Raw genomic sequence first — 15,913 nt, forward strand, 5'->3', positions numbered from 1 at the left:
ATCTTGGCGGAACGGCCTGTTCCGGGCGACCATGCCCGCATGAAGAGCGACCTTTTCGCAGCCGAGAACCTCGCGCAGCAGGCCTCCGCCCCCGGGATGGCCCTGCAGAACGCCAAGTCCGTCAAGTACACCGTCAACGGGGAGATGCACGCCCGGCAGGGATCGATGGTCGCCTTCCGCGGCAACCTCCAGTTCGAGCGGAAGGGCCAGGGCCTGGGCGGGATGCTCAAGCGGGCCGTCACCGGGGAGGGCCTGGCGCTGATGGCGGTGCGCGGACAGGGCGAGGCCTGGTTCGCGCACGAGGCCCAGAACTGCTTCATCGTCGACATCGAGCCCGGGGACGCGCTGACCGTCAACGGGCGCAACGTGCTCTGTTTCGACGCCACCCTCGCGTACGAGATCAAGACCGTGAAGGGCGCCGGGATGACCGGCGGCGGGCTGTTCAACAGCGTGTTCACCGGGCACGGCAAGCTGGCGCTGGTCTGCGACGGCAACCCGATCGTCATCCCGGTCTCGCACAACCAGCCGGTCTACGTGGACACGGATGCCGTGGTCGGCTGGAGCGCGCAGCTGGGCACCTCACTGCACCGCTCGCAGTCGGTCGGCTCGATGATCCGCGGCGGTTCCGGCGAGGCGGTGCAGCTCAAGCTGGAGGGTGAGGGCTTCGTCGTGGTCCGCCCGAGCGAGCTGGTGCCCAAGCCGGAGTAGTCCTACGGGGTCGGCGCCCGGCGTCAGCCGCGCCGGGCGCCGGCCATCAGTTCGGAGACCTTGACGAACCGGTAGCCGCGCGCCCGCAGTTCGGGCACGATCCGGCGGATCGCCCGCTCGGTGGCCGGGGCCGCGCTGCGGGTGCAGTGCATCACCACCAGCGAGCCGGGCTTGACGCCGTCCAGGACCTGCTCGGCGACCGCGTCCGCGTCCGTGGCGAAGGCGTCGCCGCTGACCACGTCCCACTGGACGGCCGTCACCTTCGCCGGGCCCAGCGCGCGCAGCGCCTCGTCGTCGTAGCAGCCACCGGGGAAGCGGAAGTACGGCACGGTGTTCCGCGCCCCGGCCGCCTTGAACGCGTCGAAGGCCCGCTGTACGTCGGCCGCCATCCGCTCGCGGCCCACCCGGGGCAGCCCGTAGCAGTCGCCGGTGAAGGCGTGGTGGCTGTAGGAGTGGTTGGCGATCTCGAAGCGCGGGTCGGTGCCGATGGCCTTCGCCTGGTCCGGGTACTCCTCGGCCCATCGGCCGGTCATGAACACGGTCGCGTCCACTGTGAGGCGGCGCAGGGTGGCGATCAGCTCCGGGTTGTCGAACCGCTCGCCGTTCGCCGCTCGGGGCCCCTGGTCGGCCGTCATATCGGCGTCGAAGGTGAGGGCGACCGTCTTGCCCCCGGCCGCGCTGCCGCGGGTGAACACCGGGGTCAGCCCGCCCGGGCCGGGCGCCAGGACCGGCGGCGCGGGGGAGCGGGGGGCGGGGGGCGCGCTACTCGGCCGGGCGGCCGCCGTGGGTCCGGCGGGCCCCGGCGCCGCGGGGTCGCCGCAGCCGGTCAGGCAGAGGGGGAGCAGCGGGGCCAGCGCCCAGATCGTCACTTTTCGTACGAAGCTCGTCACGTATTGAAATATATGATCATCGGATCAGCTCTGCCGTACCGGGCGGCCACCGGTGGCTCCCACCCCTGCCGTCCGGAGTAGTCCAGCGCGAGGTCCCGCCCCGTCCGGGCGATCGTGAACGGGAGCCCGCTCCCCGCCGGCACGAATCCGAGCCGACACGAAGCCCCGCCCCACGAAAGAGACGGACGCATGACCGAGGACACCGCGACCCGCCCCCTGCTGGGTCCGCCGCCCGTGCGGCACTGGCCCTCGCTCGACCTCACCGGGACCGACTTCGACCCGGTGCTCGGCGAGCTGATGCGCGAGGGCCCGATCACCCGCGTCCAACTCGCCCACGGCGAGGGCTGGGCCTGGCTGCTCACCCGCTACGAGGACGTGAAGGCCGTCGTCAACGACCCGCGCTTCAGCCGGGCCGAGGTCGCCACCGGCCAGGTCACCCGGATCGCCCCGCACTTCAAGCCCAAGCCGGGCTCACTCGCCTTCGCCGACCAGCCCGACCACAACCGGCTGCGCACCGCCGTCGCCCCCGCCTTCACCTCCCGCGGCGTGGGGCGGCTGCGCGCCCGCTGCCAGGAGATGCTGGACGAACTGGTGGAGGCGATGGTCGAGGACGGGTCGCCGGCCGACCTCACCGCCCGTGTCCTGGAACCCTTCCCGCTCACCACCATCTGCGAGGTCATGGGCATCCCGGAGGCCGACCGGGAGCGGATGGCCGCCTGGACCCGGCAGATCGTCTCCGCCGCCGGCGCCGAGGCCACCGCCCGCGCCAAGGAGGGGATGTACGGCTGGTTCGCCGAGGAGGTCCGGGCCCGCCGGGGCGCCACCGGGGAGGACGTGGTCTCCCTGCTGGGCGCGGCCGTGGGGCGCGGCGACCTCACCGAGGAGGAGGCCATCGGCGTCGCCGGCCCGCTCCAGATCGGCGGCGAGGCGGTGACCAACAACGTCGGCAACATGTTCTTCCTGCTGCTCACCCGCCCCGCCCTGCTGGAGCGGATGCGCGCCGAACCGGAGAACCGCGCCCGCTTCACCGACGAGCTGCTCCGCTACATCCCGCACCGCAGCGCCGTCGGGCTCGCCCGGATCGCCTGCGAGGACGTCGAACTGCACGGGGTGCGGATCCACGCGGGCGAGGCGGTCTACGTCTCGTACCTCTCGGCCAACCGCGACCCGGACGTCTTCCCCGACCCCGAGCGCATCGACTTCGACCGGGCGCCCAACCCGCATGTCTCCTTCGGGCACGGCCCGCACTACTGCGCGGGCGCCATGCTCGCCCGGATGCAGACCGAGTTGCTGGTCGACACCCTGGTCGACCGCTTCCCGGCGCTGCGGCTCGCCGTCCCGCCGGAGGAGGTGCCCTGGCGCCGCCGCACCCTCATCCGAGGGCCGGAGGCGCTCCCGGTCGCCTGGTGAACCCCGCGTGACCCCGCTCCCGTCACACCGTGGCGGCGGGCGGGGTCCACCGGCGGGTGCGGGGCACCGCGCCGGAGACCCCGTACTCCTTCCGCAGCGCCTCCGGGACGGCGTAGTGCATCACCCGGCCCCGGGTGAGCGTGGACAGCTCGAAGACCGAGGTCAGATGGCCGAGGCGGTCCAGCGCCCAGGCGCCGAACGGTGAGCGGTCCTCGATGGTCTCCAGTACCCCGAGCAGCTGCGGAACGGCCCGTACCGCCGTGTCGAAGGGCGTACGGGAGACCTCCAGCCAGTCCGCGCAGGTGTCCCCGACCAGATAGCGGATGAGCGCCGAGACCACCGGGTCGAAGACCGTGCCCGGCACCACCTCCTCGTACAGCTCGACCAGCTGCCGGGTGAGGTGCGCCCCCTCCTCGGAGGGGCCCATGTGCCGGACCATGTACAGGTCGAGGAAGGCCCGGGCCTCCGTGACGGTCCTCGGCACGGCGTCCTGGTCCACGCCGAGCATCGCGCCCACCACCCGCCAGGCGTAGTAGTAGGCGTCGGCGCCCTCCTCGGACATATGGATGCCGAGCCGGTGCAGGCTGTCCAGCACCAGCATCGAGAAGAACATCTGCCCGCCGATCATGTCCTCCTGGCAGATCGGCGTGCCCAGCGCCGCGGTGTCCCAGCGGCCCTCGCGTACCAGGTGGTGGCGGATGGCGGCGTGCAGCAGCCGCACCTTCTGCGCCGCCGGGATGAAGCGGCTGCCCGCCTCGAAGGCGCCCGGCTGCATCAGGTACACGGTGAACTGGCCGGTCTCCGCCATCCGCTTGGAGGGATAGCTCAGCCCATGGGTGGCCGACAGCAGTCTCGCCACATGGGGCACCAGATAGCAGGCGGGCATGGCGGCGAAGGACAGCGCGGTGGAGATGTGCACGTTGTTGTCGGTGAAGAACAGCCGGGCCCGCTCCATCTCACCCCAGTCCACCCAGTCCGGCGGCGCGGCGGTGGTACGCAGATACTCCCGCGCCACCTCGGGCAGCCCGTCCGGCAGCGGCGCCCCGGCCATGGAGACGTACCGCATCAGGGTGTTGAACTTCCCCACCTCGCCCCGGGCGAAGAGGGTGGCGACGGTGGCGTCGGCCAGTTCGTCGCCACGGCCGCGCAGGGCGTCCATCGAGGCCTCGGTCAGGGTCATCGGCTCCTCTTCCTCGGGTGCGTACACGGGTCAGGACAGCCGGGTGGCGGCGGAGTGGGCCAAGGTGGTGAGCGCGGCGGCGGCCGCGGGCGGCAGGGCCAGCCCGTCCAGCGCGTCCAGGGCCTGGGACACCCGGTCGGCGATCATCGCCTCGACCCGGTCCGGCGCCTTCAGCCGCCGCAGCAGCCCGCACACCGCCCGTACGCCCTCCGGGTCCAGGTCGCGCCGCCCCAGCAGGGCGTCCAGCTCGGCCCGCTCCCGGTCCCCGGCGGCCCGCCAGGCCTCCGCCAGCAGCGCGGTGGGCCGCCGGGCCCGCAGGTCGTCGGCGTTGGCCTTGCCGGTACGGGCCGGCTCCCCGAACAGCCCGAGCAGGTCGTCCCGCAGCTGGAACGCCTCCCCGAGCGGCAGCCCGTACGCGGTGTAGCCCTCGCGCAGCCGCCCGCCCGCCCCGGCCAGCGCCCCGCCGATCAGCAGCGGCTGCTCCACGGTGTACTTGGCGGTCTTGTAGCGGACCACCTTCAGCGAGGCGGCGGTGTCCGGGACGCCCCCGGTGTGCAGGATCTCCAGGCACTCGCCCGCCACCAGCTCCCGGGCCAGCGCCGCCCACAGCGGCCGGGCCCGGCCCAGATAGGCGGAGGGCAGGCCGCTGGTGGTGAACAGCTGCCCGGCCAGCGACATCAGCAGGTCCCCGACGAGCATCGCCAGCGAACGGGCCGCGCTCACCGCCCGGGGGCGGCGCCGGACCGCGGACCGCAGCGCGACCTGGGCGGTGGGCCGCCCGTGCCGCAGCGGACTGTCGTCGATCAGGTCGTCGTGCACCACGGCGGCGGCGTGCACCAGCTCCATCGCGGCGGCCGCCCGTACCAGCGCCTCGCTGTCCGGCTGGCCCACCGCGCGCCAGCCCCAGTAGCAGAACGCCGCCCGCAGCCGCTTGCCCTCGGCCACGGCGCTCTCCAACTGCCCGGCCACCGGGGTGAGGGCCGGGTCGATCGCGGTGAGCCGGTCGGCCTCCTCGGCCACGAAGGCGCGCAGGACGGTGTCGACCCGCTCCTTGAACGCGGCCGGCTCCCACCGCTCAGCCGCCATCGACGCCCCGCCGGGCCCGGGCCCGCTGGGCCAGCACCTCCAGATGGGCCGGGGGCACCGCCGCGTACCGGTCCAGCACCAGCCGGCCCCGGGCCACCAGATCGTGCTCGGCGTCCGCCGCCAGCTCCGCCGCGTCCGACCGCCGCAGCAGCCCCCGCACCGTGCCCAGGGCGGCCCCCAGCGTGCTCACCGCCAGATCGGCCGCCCCGGCCGCCAGCAGCAGCGCCCGCCGGTCCCATCCGGCTCGGTCGGACATCCCCCGGTCGTCCGTCCCGGTGGGCCTTCCCGTCGCTTCCGCCACGCCCGCTCCCCACACCCGCAGCTCCCCGGCGGCGCCCGGTCGCGCGCCGCCGGAGACAGGCTCCCCGCCATGCGGTTCGCCCGAACGGCGGATAACGCCGACGGGGGATGACTAGTACGGGTGTGTGGATTTACCTGGGGGTTCAGGCGAACGGGCCGGTGACGGCGAAGGTGGTGCCGGGGGTGTAGCAGTTGACGTACATGGTGTCGCCGTCCGGGGAGAAGGTCACCCCGGCGAACTCGCCCCACTCGGGGTCCTCGGGGGTGCCGATGTTGTGGGCGCCGCGGGCCATCGCGTACACCTCACCGCGCCGGGTGACACCGAAGACATGCTGGGCGCCGCCGCCGTCCTCGCAGACCATCAGCCCGCCGCCGGGGGCCAGGCAGATGTTGTCCGGGGACTCGCCGGGCAGTTGTACGTCGGTGTCCGGGCCGAAGACGACCACCAGGGTGAGCCGGCGCCGGTCCGGCTCGTACCGCCACACCTGCCCGAAGTGGTCGGCGGCGGAGCCCTCCCGGGCGCGGGCGTAGCTGGAGACGAAGTACACCGAGCGGTCGCCCCAGTAGCAGCCCTCCAGCTTCTGGGCGTGGGTGATGCCGCCGGTGCCGAAGTCCTGGAGGCGGACGGGGGTGTCGCGGGCCAGCGGGTCGGGCACCTCGATCCACTCGATCCGGTCGAAGACCGCCCCGGTCTCGCGTACGGCGGACAGGTCCGGCACACCGGGTACGCGCATCGCCTCCAGCCGGCCGCCCGCGCGCAGCGAGCCGGTGCCGCCGAGCGGGCGGTTCGGCAGGAAGCGGTAGAACAGCCCGAAGGGCCGGTCGAAGGCGTCCTCGGTCTCGTACACCACTCCGCTGCGGGGATCGACCGCGACGGCCTCGTGCTGGAAGCGGCCCATCGCGGTCAGCGGCACCGCGCCGGTGCGCAGCGGGTCGCCGGGGTGCACCTCGAAGACGAAGCCGTGGTCCTTGGTGTAGCCGTGGGTGCCGGCCCGGTCCTCGGTCTCCTCGCAGGTCAGCCAGGTGCCCCAGGGGGTGCGGCCGCCCGCGCAGTTGACCGCGGTGCCGGCCACCGCGACCCGTTCGCCGACCACCCGGCCCCGGGCGTCGAGTTCCAGTGCGGTGCAGCCGCCCTTGCCCTCCGGGTCGTAGGTCAGGCCGCGCACGGTGGGCACCGGGATCCGCCCGTCGTAGCGGTTCTCGTGGTTGCGGACCAGATGCACGCGGCCGCGGTGGCCGGCGAAGGCGGCCATCCCGTCGTGGTTGCTCGGCACCCGGCCCTCGCCGGAGCGCAGCCGGTCGCCCTCCCGGGACAGCACCCGATAGCGGAAACCTTTCGGCAGGTCCAGCAGCCCGTCGGGGTCGGGGACCAGGGGGCCGTAGCCGGTGTGGCCGCGGGCGGCGGCGGTCCCGGCGAAGAGTTCGGTGAGGGCGCCGGTGAAGGTGATCCCGGCGGCCGTGGCCCCGGTGGCGGCCAGGACCTGACGTCGTGTCGCGGACAGCGGTGGTGCGGACGACCGTGCGGCGGACTGCGGTGCGGTGGACTGCCGTGCGGTGGACTGCCGTGGTGCGGACATGAGGCGACTCCCTGCTGGCGGTGAGCTGACAGGAGCGGTGACGTGACCCGCATGTGTGTACCACGCACGGTGCTGGTGCGTGAACCATGCGGGCCACGGCGCCTCGTGGGATCCCCGGGACGGCGGTCCGGCCCGCCACGGGGCCCGGACTCAGGCCAGCTCGGCGGTGAGGGTGATCGTGGTGCCGGACAGGGCCTGGCTGACCGGGCAGTTCTTCTTGGCGTCCTCGGCGGCCGTGGCGAAGGACTCGGCGTCCAGGCCGGGCACCTCGCCGCGCACGGTCAGATGGATGCCGGTGATGCCCTCACCCGGCTGGAAGGTGACGTCGGCCTTGGTCTCCAGACGGGTGGGCGGGTTCCCGGCGCCGGTCAGACCGTGCGAGAGGGCCATCGAGAAGCAGCTGGAGTGCGCGGCCGCGATCAGCTCCTCCGGGCTGGTCTTGCCGTTCGCCTGCTCGGCGCGGGAGGGCCAGGAGACCGGCTGGGAGCCGATGCCGGAGGAGTCGAAGGAGACGGTGCCGGAGCCCTTGAGAAGCTCGCCCTCCCAGACGGTGTGGGCGGTGCGCGTGGTGGCCATAGCTGATCCTTTCTGATCGGTTACGGCCCCAAAGCTACTGCGCCACCAGCCCCTTCGCGTCCCGCGCGAGTGCGGTGAGCCGGGAGATCGCCCGGAAGTACTTCTTGCGGTACCCGCCGTTCAGCATCTCCTCACCGAAGAGCCGGTCGAACGGCACCCCGGAGGCCAGCACCGGCACCTCCCGGTCGTACAGCCGGTCGGCCAGCACCACCAGCCGCAGCGCCGTGGACTGGTCGGGCACCGGGGTCACCCCGGTCAGGCAGACCGCGGAGAGCTCGTCGGTCAGCGCCCCGTACCGGCTGGGGTGCACCCGCGCCAGATGGTCCAGCAGGGCGGGGAAGGCGTCCAGCGAGGCGCCCGGGGCGGCGTGCGCGGCGGCGGTGACCTGCTCGTCGGAGTACGGGGCGGGCGCCTCGGGCAGCCCGCGGTGCCGGTAGTCCTCGCCGTCGATGCGCAGCGGGCGGAAGTGCGCCGACAGGCCCTGGATCTCGCGCAGGAAGTCGGCGGCGGCGAAGCGGCCCTCGCCGAGCTTGCCGGGCAGCGTGTTGGAGGTGGCGGCCAGGGCCACGCCCGCCTCCACCAGCCGGCTCAGCAGCGAGGAGACCAGCACGGTGTCGCCCGGGTCGTCCAGCTCGAACTCGTCGATGCACAGCAGCCGGTGCCCGCTGAGCGTGGCCACCGTCTGCTGGAAGCCGAGCGCGCCGACCAGGTTGGTCAGCTCCACGAAGGTGCCGAACGCCTTGCGGTCCGGTTCGGCGGGGGTGGCGTGCCAGAGCGAGGCCAGCAGATGGGTCTTGCCGACGCCGTACCCGCCGTCCAGGTACACCCCGCGCGGCCCCGCCGGCGCGGCCGGCCTCCGGCTGAACCAGCGCCGCTTGCCGCCGCCCGCCTCCGGCGCCGCCCCGAGCCCGGCCGCGAAGCCGCTGAGGACCCGTACGGCCTCGGTCTGGCTGGGCTGGTTCGGGTCGGGGATGTAGGTGTCGAAGCGGACCCCGTCGAAACGCGGCGGCGGCACCATCTCGGCCACCAGCCGGTCGGCGGGGACATACGGCTCACGGGCGCACAGGGACAGCGGGGCCGCTTCGGTTATGGCACTGGACACCCTCACCACTCTACGGGCCGCGCCGGGGCCCTCCGGCCGGACCTCCCCGGGGGCCGGAGCGGGAGGGGGAGAGGAGGGGGCGTGATGCCGGGGGCACGGGCGGGGGCGGCCTGCGGCCGGGGCGGCTGTGGGAGGTACGGGTGGGGCTGCCCGCTGGCTCCCGGCCCCGGGCGGCCCTCCCCTGGGGGCCACCCCGGCCGGCCCTCCCTCGGGGGCCCTGCCGGCCGGGGGCCGTGCGGAGGGCACGGGCTGGGGCGGTCCCTCCCGGTGGGGGCCGGGGCCGTGCGGGGGTACGGGCGGTGGCCCCTCTCGGGCGGGGTGGCCGTGCGGGGGTGCGGGCGGGGGCTCCTCCCGGGCGGGGTGGCGGCTGGGGGTACGGGCGGGAGCGGGCCCTTCCGGCGGGGTGGCCACCGGGGCACGGGCTGGGGCGGGGTACGGGCCGGGGGCGGCCCTTCCCGGTGTGCGGGCGGGGGCGGGCCTGCCGGCTTCCGGGCCCCGGCGGTGCCGCCCGGTCGGGTGGTCGTGCCGGGGGAACGGCGGGGGCGGCTGTACCCGATGTACGGGCGGGGGCGGCCTGGCGGCTCCTGGACCCCGGGCGGCCCCGCCGTGGTCCTCGTGGTCGTCCCTCACCGTGCCAGACTCCGTGCCATGCGACGCCTGAGCCCTGTGACCGACTCGACACCCCCCGCCGACCTGGCCCCGCGTGAGTGGAGCCTCGACGAGCTGGCCGATGCCTACGGCTATCCGGAGGACCTCTCCGCGGGGGCGTCCGGCGGGTCCTGGCTGCGCGCCAACATGGTGTCGACGCTGGACGGCGCCGCCCAGCACGAGGGCCGCTCGCAGCCGATCTCCTCGGCCGCCGACATGCGGGTCTTCGGCACCCTGCGGGCCCTCGCGGACGTGGTGGTGGTGGGTGCGGAAACGGTACGCCAGGAGGGTTACCGCCCGGCCCGTGCCCGGGAGGCGTTCGCCGCCCGCCGGGCCGCCGCCGGGCAGGGGCCCGCCGCCGCCATCGCGGTGGTCTCCGCCTCCCTGGACCTGGACTTCTCGGCCCCGCTGTTCACCGCCCCGCTGGTCCCCACCCTGGTGCTCACCGGGGCGGGCGCCCCCGCCGACCGGATGGCCGCCGCCCGGGAGGCCGGCGCCGAGGTGGTGGTCGCGGGGCCGGGCGCCGGCGCTGAGCCGGACCGGCTGGTCCGCGAGCTGGCCGACCGGGGGCTGCGCCGCCAGCTCACCGAGGGCGGCCCCCGGCTGCTGGGGCTGCTGGTGGCGGCCGGGGCGCTGGACGAACTCTGCCTGACGGTGTCGCCGCTGATGACCGCGGGCGGCGCCCAGCGGATCGCGGGCGGCCCCGGGGCCGCGGTGCCGGAGCGGTTCGCCCTCGCCTCGCTGCTGGAGGAGGACGGCTTCCTGTTCAGCCGCTACCGCAGGGAGGGCGGTGTCCGACGGGGCTGAGGCGCGGCCCCCGACCCCGCACCCCGGCGCAGGTCTGGATCACCGGGGACGGGGGAAGGCGCTCGGGGACCGCCCCCGGGCCGCCGGGGAACTGTCACAGGCTGATCGCCAAGTGGTCACCAGGCGATCGTCATAACCGGAATTGACCGTTCCGCTGGACCGCCGATGGGCACACTAACTCTCGCAGACCCCGTGCGAGCACGGGGAAGGATGGTTTCGGCACACGACAGAAGGGCTTGGAAGTGTTCACAAGCGTGCTGATGATCGAGAAGCCCCTGTCCGCCGTCGACGTGGAGTTCGTCACCGGCCTGCACGGGGACGAGCGGATGTCCTTCATCGTCCTGATGCAGCCGCGCGGCGACCAGGCGGTGGTACTGCTGCGCGCCATCGACGACGTGGCGATGGGGGAGCTGAAGGAAGCCGTCAGGGAGGGCGATGAGCCCGAGGGCAGAGCGGCCAGACTGCCCGCCGAGGCCGGTCTGGAGCACTCCCTCCTCGCGCTGCGCGCGGTCGGCTGCGAGGCCGTCGGGCAGGTGGTCGAGGACCACCCGCTGGACAAGCTGAAGGCGGTGGTGGACGAGTCAGGGGCCGACGAGGTGATCGTGCTGACCGCCCCGCATTACGTGGAGGAGTTCTTCCACCGGGACTGGGCCTCCCGGGCCCGGCACAAGGTGGGCGTCCCGGTCCTCAAGCTGTTCGCCCACTCGGACGCGGACGTACGGGACGCGGACGCCCCCGACGGCGGCACCGGCGGCGCTCAGGCCTAGTCGCCGGGCGGCGGCCCCGGCCCAGGCAGCCCCGCCCCCGGGCGGCGGCCCCGCCTGACCCCGTCCCGGGCGGCGGCCCCGGGCGGGCGGGACGACGAGGGCGCGGGTACGGCATAGGCTGGCCCCCGCACGTACCCACCGCACCCCGGGGAGAGACACGCATGGCACCCGCCATCCCTGCCGCCATGGAACGCCCGCACTTCATCGGCATCGGCGGCGCCGGAATGTCGGGCATCGCGAAGATCCTCGCCCAGCGGGGCGCCCGGGTCGCCGGCAGCGACGCGCGCGAGTCCCAGACCGCCGCGTCGCTGCGGGCCCTCGGCGCCACCGTGCACATCGGCCACGGCGCCGGGAACGTCGCCGAGGACACCACCGCCGTCGTGGTCTCCAGCGCCATCCGCGCCGACAACCCCGAGCTGGTCCGCGCCGCCGAGCTGGGCGTCCCCGTGGTGCACCGCTCCGACGCGCTCGCCGCGCTGATGACCGAGCTGCGGGCGATCGCCGTGGCCGGCACCCACGGCAAGACGACCACCACCTCCATGCTGGCCGTCGCCCTCACCGAGCTGGGCCTCGACCCCTCGTACGCCATCGGCGGCGACCTCGCCGGACCCGGCACCAACGCCCGGCACGGCGAGGGGGGGGTCTTCGTCGCCGAGGCCGACGAGAGCGACCGCAGCTTCCAGAAGTACGACCCCGCGGTCGCCATCGTGCTCAACGTGGAGCTCGACCACCACGCCAACTACGCCTCCATGGACGAGATCTACGAGTCCTTTGAGGCGTTCGCCGCCAAGATCCGCCCCGGCGGCGCCCTGGTCGTCGGCGAGCACGAGGGCGCCCGGGAGCTGGCCCGCCGGGTCCGGGCCGCCCGCGGCGACCTCACCCTCGTCCGGGTCGGCGAGGACGAGGGCGCCGACGCCCGGATCACCGCCATCGTGCCGCGCGGGATGACCAGCGAGGTCACCGTCCTCCTCGACGGCACCGAGCACACCTTCACCGTCTCCGTGCCCGGCCGGCACTACGCGCACAACGCCGCCGCCGCGCTCGCCGCGGGCGCCCGCGCCGGTGTCGACCCGGCCGCCCTGGCCCAGGCGCTCACCGCCTACACCGGCGTCGGCCGCCGCCTCCAGCTCAAGGGCGAGGCCGCCGGGGTGCAGGTCATCGACTCCTACGCGCACCACCCCACCGAGATGACCGCCGACCTGGAGGCCATGCGCGGCGCGGTCGGCGACGCCCGGCTGCTGGTGGTCTTCCAGCCGCACCTGTTCTCCCGCACCCAGGAGCTGGGCACCGAGATGGGCCAGGCGCTCGCCCTCGCCGACGCCTCCGTGGTGCTGGACATCTACCCGGCCCGCGAGGACCCGCTGCCCGGTGTCACCAGCGCCCTGATCACCGACGCCGCCCGGGCCGGCCGCGCGGACGTCACCGACGCCCCCGACAAGGCCGCCGTGCCCGGGATCGTCGCGGGAATGGCCAAGCCCGGCGACTTCGTTCTCACCATGGGCGCCGGGGACGTCACCGACCTCGGCCCGCTGATCCTGGCCCGCCTCGCCGAAGGCGCCTGACGGACCCGGACGGCACCCACCGGCACGAGCAGAACGAGGAGCAGGGAGCACATGGGCTACGACGTGGAGAAGACGGACGAGCAGTGGCGCGCGGAGCTCTCCCCTGAGGAGTACCAGGTGCTGCGCCAGGCCGGCACCGAGCGCCCCTTCACCGGTGAGTACACCGACACCGAGACCCAGGGCGTCTACTCCTGCCGGGCCTGCGGCGCGGAGCTGTTCACCTCCGGGACCAAGTTCGCCTCGCACTGCGGCTGGCCGTCCTTCTACGACCCGAAGGACACCGACGCGGTCGAACTGATCCAGGACAGCTCGCACGGCATGGTCCGCACCGAGGTCCGCTGCGCCCGCTGCGGCTCCCACCTCGGCCATGTCTTCGAGGGCGAGGGCTACCCCACCCCCACCGACCAGCGGTACTGCATCAACTCCATCTCCCTGCGACTGGAGCCGGCCGAGGGCTGAGCCGCCGCGCTCACGCCCGGCGCAGGACCTCGGTGGCCAGGTCGAGGAAGTCCGCCACCAGCCCGGTCGCCTCGCCCTCCGGGGCGGCCAGGCGGTTGGGGACCGGCGGGAGGTCGGTGACCGGGAGGTAGACCAGGTCGGGGCGGGAGTAGGAGGCGGCGACGCTCTTCGGGACGAGCGAGACGCCCTGGCCGGAGGCGATCAGCTCGAACTTCACCTCCAGCGAGGACATGTGGTGAGTCCGGGCGTCTAGCATCCGTTCTCCGTCCAGGTCGGCCAGGAGCAGGGAGTCCCGGTCGGCCAGCGGGTGGGACACCGGGAGGCAGGCGAGCTTGGACTCCTCGCCGATCGGTACGGTGCGCAGCCCCGCCTCGTCGAAGGGGCAGCGCAGATAGCCCACCTGGGCGCGGCCGTCCCGTAGCGGGGCGTCCCGCTCCCACCAGCGCATCGGCAGGACGTCGATCGCCACCTCCGGGTGGCGGGCGGTGAACGCGCGGATCGCCTCCGACACATGCAGCCCCGGGGAGAAGGCCACCACCAGCCGCTGCTCGCCCCGCGCGGCCTCCCGTACCCGTCCCAGCGCCGTGTCCACCACCGTGGTGATCCGCCCCGCCTCCTCGTGCAGTTGCCGCCCCGCCGGGGTCAACTCGACGCTGCGGGTGCTCCGGACGAAGAGCGCGCAGCCCAACTCCTGCTCGAACGCTCGGATCTGACGGCTGAGCACCGGCTGGGCGATGAACAGCGCCTCCGCCGCCCGGCCGAAGTGGCGGTGCTCGGCCACCGCGCTGAAGTAGCGGAGCTTGCGCAGGTCCAGATCCATGCCCGCACGGTATCAATGCGGTCGAAAGGGTATTGGACGCCCGGTCGGCCGAACCGGAGACTCGAACCATGATCGCCGCCCGCCGCTTCCGGTGGGCCGCACCGCCGGCCGGGTCCGGCACGGTCGCCGTCCGCGACGCCCAGCCGCTCGCGTGGACGTTCCGCCAGTCCGACCCGGCCCAGGAGAGGAGTCCCATGACCACCGCCCCTCGCCAGACCGCCCTGATCGTCGGGGCCTCCCGGACCCTGGGCCTCGCGCTCGCCGCCGAGTATCTGCGCCGGGACTTCGATGTCATCGGCACCGTCCGCGGCAGCGCCCGCACGGGGCTGCACGACCTCGCCGACGCCTCCGGGGGACGGCTGACCGTCGAGTCGCTGGAGATGACCGACCCGGAGCAGATCACCGCCCTCCGCGAGCGGCTGGCCGGACGCACCCTGGACCTGCTCTTCGTCAGCGCCGCCGTCACCCGCGGCGACCTGCCGATCGGCGAGGTCCCCACCGAGATGTTCACCGAGGTCATGACCACCAACGCGCTCAGCCCGATGCGGGTGGTGGAGTGGCTGCGCCCGCTGGTCGCGCCGACCGGCACGATCGGCGTGATGTCCTCCAGCCAGGGCAGCCTCACCCTCAACACCCGCGGCGGCCAGGACCTCTACCGGGCGAGCAAGTCCGCCCTCAACCAGCTGATGCGCAGCCACGCCGCCCGCCACGCCGACGACCCCCGCACCCTGCTGCTGGTCGATCCCGGCTGGGTGCGCACCGACCTGGGCGGCCCCTACGCCGACCTCAGCGTGGAGGAGAGCATCCCCGGGGTGGCGGCGACCATCGAGGACCACCGGGGCAAGGGCGGGCTCCACTTCGTCGACCACCAGGGGCAGGCCGTCCCCTGGTAGGCCGATCGGCTCAGTCTCCGGCCGGCTGGAGCAGGTCCCAGCGGTTGCCGTACAGGTCCTCGAAGACCGCCACCGTGCCGTACGCCTCCTGGCGCGGCTCCTCCAGGAAGCGCACCCCGGCCGCGGTCATCCGGGCGTGGTCGGCGGCGAAGTCCCCGGTGTGCAGGAAGAAGCCGACCCGGCCGCCGGTCTGGGCGCCCACGCTCGCCGCCTGCTCGGTGTTCTTCGCCCGCGCCAGCAGCAGCCCCGTACCCGCCCCCTCGGCGCCCCCCGGCCGGACCACCACCCAGCGGGTGCCGCCGCCCCGGTCGGTGTCCTCGACCAGTTCGAAGCCGAGGGCGCGGGTGTAGAAGTCGATGGCCTCGTCGTAGTCGCGGACGACAAGGGTGGCCAGGGCGATGAAGGACATGGGGGAAGGTTAGACGTATGACCTGGGGCACCGCCGCTTAGGCCCGGCTGCCACACTTCCGCCCATGGACGCCTTCGAGCTGATCGACCAGGACCGGATGGCGGCGCTCACCGCACGCGCCCGCGGGCTCGCCGCACCCGGGCGGCGCGGGCTGCTGGGCCTCACCGGGCCGCCCGGTGTCGGCAAGTCGACCCTGGCCGCCCGGCTGGTGGAGCGGCTGGACGGGCTCGCCGTCCTGGTCCCGATGGACGGCTTCCACCTCGCCCAGGCCGAGCTGGAGCGACTGGGGCGGGCCGGGCGGAAGGGGGCGCCGGACACCTTCGACGCCGCCGGGTACGCCGCGCTGCTCGCCCGGCTGCGTACCCCTGAGTCCGGTGCCACGGTCTACGCCCCCGCGTTCGACCGCACCCTGGAGGAGCCGGTCGCCGGGTCGATCGCGGTGCCTCCCGGCGTACCGCTGGTGATCACCGAGGGCAACTACCTGCTGGCGGACCGGGGACCCTGGGCCGGGGTGCGGCCGCTGCTGGACGAGGTCTGGTACCTGGAGGCGGCGGACGAGCGGACCCGGGTGGAGCGGCTGGTGGCCCGGCACATCCGCTACGGCAAGGAGCCGGGGTACGCCGAGCGCTGGGTCCGCGAGTCCGACGAGGCCAACGCCCGGCTGGTCGCCGCCGGGCGCGACCGCGCCGACCTCGTCGTACCGGTCCGCTGACCCCTCA

At 74.3% G+C, this 15,913-nt stretch carries 17 protein-coding genes; 8 read left to right on the plus strand and 9 right to left on the minus strand.

Going from position 1 to position 15,913, the window contains the following annotated elements:
• Window positions 1-39: 39 nt before the first annotated feature.
• Window positions 40-708, plus strand: coding sequence for an AIM24 family protein (locus tag ABZ945_RS26300; protein WP_361274175.1), 669 nt, complete (start codon window positions 40-42; stop codon window positions 706-708).
• 23 nt (window positions 709-731) lie between these two features.
• Here ABZ945_RS26300 and ABZ945_RS26305 read toward each other — a convergent pair whose 3' ends face one another.
• Window positions 732-1,598: a polysaccharide deacetylase family protein gene (locus ABZ945_RS26305; RefSeq protein ID WP_361274178.1), complete on the minus strand. Its 867-nt coding sequence runs from the start codon at window positions 1,596-1,598 to the stop codon at window positions 732-734.
• 189 nt (window positions 1,599-1,787) lie between these two features.
• On the opposite strand from ABZ945_RS26305, the gene ABZ945_RS26310 reads away from it, so the two are divergent.
• Window positions 1,788-3,008: a cytochrome P450 gene (locus ABZ945_RS26310; RefSeq protein WP_361274180.1), complete on the plus strand. Its 1,221-nt coding sequence runs from the start codon at window positions 1,788-1,790 to the stop codon at window positions 3,006-3,008.
• 22 nt (window positions 3,009-3,030) lie between these two features.
• Here the strand turns inward: ABZ945_RS26310 and ABZ945_RS26315 are convergent, their stop codons facing one another.
• The 6 genes from ABZ945_RS26315 to zapE form a co-directional block, all read right to left on the minus strand.
• Window positions 3,031-4,188: an oxygenase MpaB family protein gene (locus tag ABZ945_RS26315; RefSeq protein WP_361274182.1), complete on the minus strand. Its 1,158-nt coding sequence runs from the start codon at window positions 4,186-4,188 to the stop codon at window positions 3,031-3,033.
• 30 nt (window positions 4,189-4,218) lie between these two features.
• Window positions 4,219-5,274, minus strand: coding sequence for a polyprenyl synthetase family protein (locus ABZ945_RS26320; protein ID WP_361274185.1), 1,056 nt, complete (start codon window positions 5,272-5,274; stop codon window positions 4,219-4,221).
• Window positions 5,264-5,530 carry a polyprenyl synthetase gene (locus ABZ945_RS26325; protein ID WP_361274188.1) on the minus strand — a complete coding sequence of 89 codons (267 nt, stop codon included), beginning with the start codon at window positions 5,528-5,530 and terminating at the stop codon, window positions 5,264-5,266. The genes ABZ945_RS26320 and ABZ945_RS26325 overlap by 11 nt, the downstream gene beginning before the upstream one ends.
• 187 nt (window positions 5,531-5,717) lie before the next feature.
• Entirely contained in the window at window positions 5,718-7,151 is a 1,434-nt protein-coding gene (locus ABZ945_RS26330) for an alkaline phosphatase PhoX (protein ID WP_361274190.1), read from the minus strand.
• A gap of 150 nt (window positions 7,152-7,301) precedes the next feature.
• Window positions 7,302-7,727 (minus strand): OsmC family protein, encoded by a 426-nt coding sequence (locus tag ABZ945_RS26335; protein ID WP_361274193.1) that lies wholly within the window; start codon window positions 7,725-7,727, stop codon window positions 7,302-7,304.
• 34 nt (window positions 7,728-7,761) lie between these two features.
• Window positions 7,762-8,835, minus strand: coding sequence for a cell division protein ZapE (gene zapE, locus ABZ945_RS26340; RefSeq protein ID WP_361274196.1), 1,074 nt, complete (start codon window positions 8,833-8,835; stop codon window positions 7,762-7,764).
• 642 nt (window positions 8,836-9,477) lie between these two features.
• Between zapE and ABZ945_RS26345 the strand changes: the two genes are divergently transcribed.
• The 4 genes from ABZ945_RS26345 (at window position 9,478) to msrB (ending at window position 13,072) form a co-directional block, all read left to right on the plus strand.
• A complete protein-coding gene (locus ABZ945_RS26345; protein ID WP_361274198.1) occupies window positions 9,478-10,284 on the plus strand; it encodes a pyrimidine reductase family protein in 807 nt (268 codons plus the stop codon).
• A 242-nt stretch (window positions 10,285-10,526) separates the two neighbouring features.
• A complete protein-coding gene (locus ABZ945_RS26350) occupies window positions 10,527-11,051 on the plus strand; it encodes an indole-3-glycerol phosphate synthase (RefSeq protein WP_361274201.1) in 525 nt (174 codons plus the stop codon).
• A 161-nt stretch (window positions 11,052-11,212) separates the two neighbouring features.
• A complete protein-coding gene (murC, locus tag ABZ945_RS26355; RefSeq protein ID WP_361274204.1) occupies window positions 11,213-12,613 on the plus strand; it encodes a UDP-N-acetylmuramate--L-alanine ligase in 1,401 nt (466 codons plus the stop codon).
• A 51-nt stretch (window positions 12,614-12,664) separates the two neighbouring features.
• Window positions 12,665-13,072: a peptide-methionine (R)-S-oxide reductase MsrB gene (gene msrB / locus ABZ945_RS26360; protein ID WP_361274207.1), complete on the plus strand. Its 408-nt coding sequence runs from the start codon at window positions 12,665-12,667 to the stop codon at window positions 13,070-13,072.
• Between the two features lie 10 nt (window positions 13,073-13,082).
• Here msrB and ABZ945_RS26365 read toward each other — a convergent pair whose 3' ends face one another.
• Window positions 13,083-13,892, minus strand: a complete 810-nt coding sequence (locus ABZ945_RS26365) for a LysR family transcriptional regulator (protein ID WP_361274210.1) — start codon at window positions 13,890-13,892, stop codon at window positions 13,083-13,085.
• A gap of 194 nt (window positions 13,893-14,086) precedes the next feature.
• On the opposite strand from ABZ945_RS26365, the gene ABZ945_RS26370 reads away from it, so the two are divergent.
• Complete coding sequence (locus ABZ945_RS26370) at window positions 14,087-14,785, plus strand: SDR family NAD(P)-dependent oxidoreductase (protein ID WP_361274322.1); 699 nt, start codon at window positions 14,087-14,089, stop codon at window positions 14,783-14,785.
• 10 nt (window positions 14,786-14,795) lie between these two features.
• Here the strand turns inward: ABZ945_RS26370 and ABZ945_RS26375 are convergent, their stop codons facing one another.
• On the minus strand, window positions 14,796-15,194 hold the full coding sequence (locus ABZ945_RS26375) for a VOC family protein (protein ID WP_361274213.1): 399 nt from the start codon (window positions 15,192-15,194) through the stop codon (window positions 14,796-14,798).
• A gap of 64 nt (window positions 15,195-15,258) precedes the next feature.
• Between ABZ945_RS26375 and ABZ945_RS26380 the strand changes: the two genes are divergently transcribed.
• The gene (locus ABZ945_RS26380) at window positions 15,259-15,906 is read left to right on the plus strand and encodes a nucleoside/nucleotide kinase family protein (protein WP_361274216.1); all 648 of its coding nucleotides are present in this window, start codon (window positions 15,259-15,261) and stop codon (window positions 15,904-15,906) included.
• Window positions 15,907-15,913: the final 7 nt, after the last annotated feature.

Source organism: Streptomyces sp. NPDC046887 (genome assembly GCF_040644755.1).
GTDB classification, from domain to species: Bacteria; Actinomycetota; Actinomycetes; order Streptomycetales; family Streptomycetaceae; genus Streptomyces; species Streptomyces lichenis.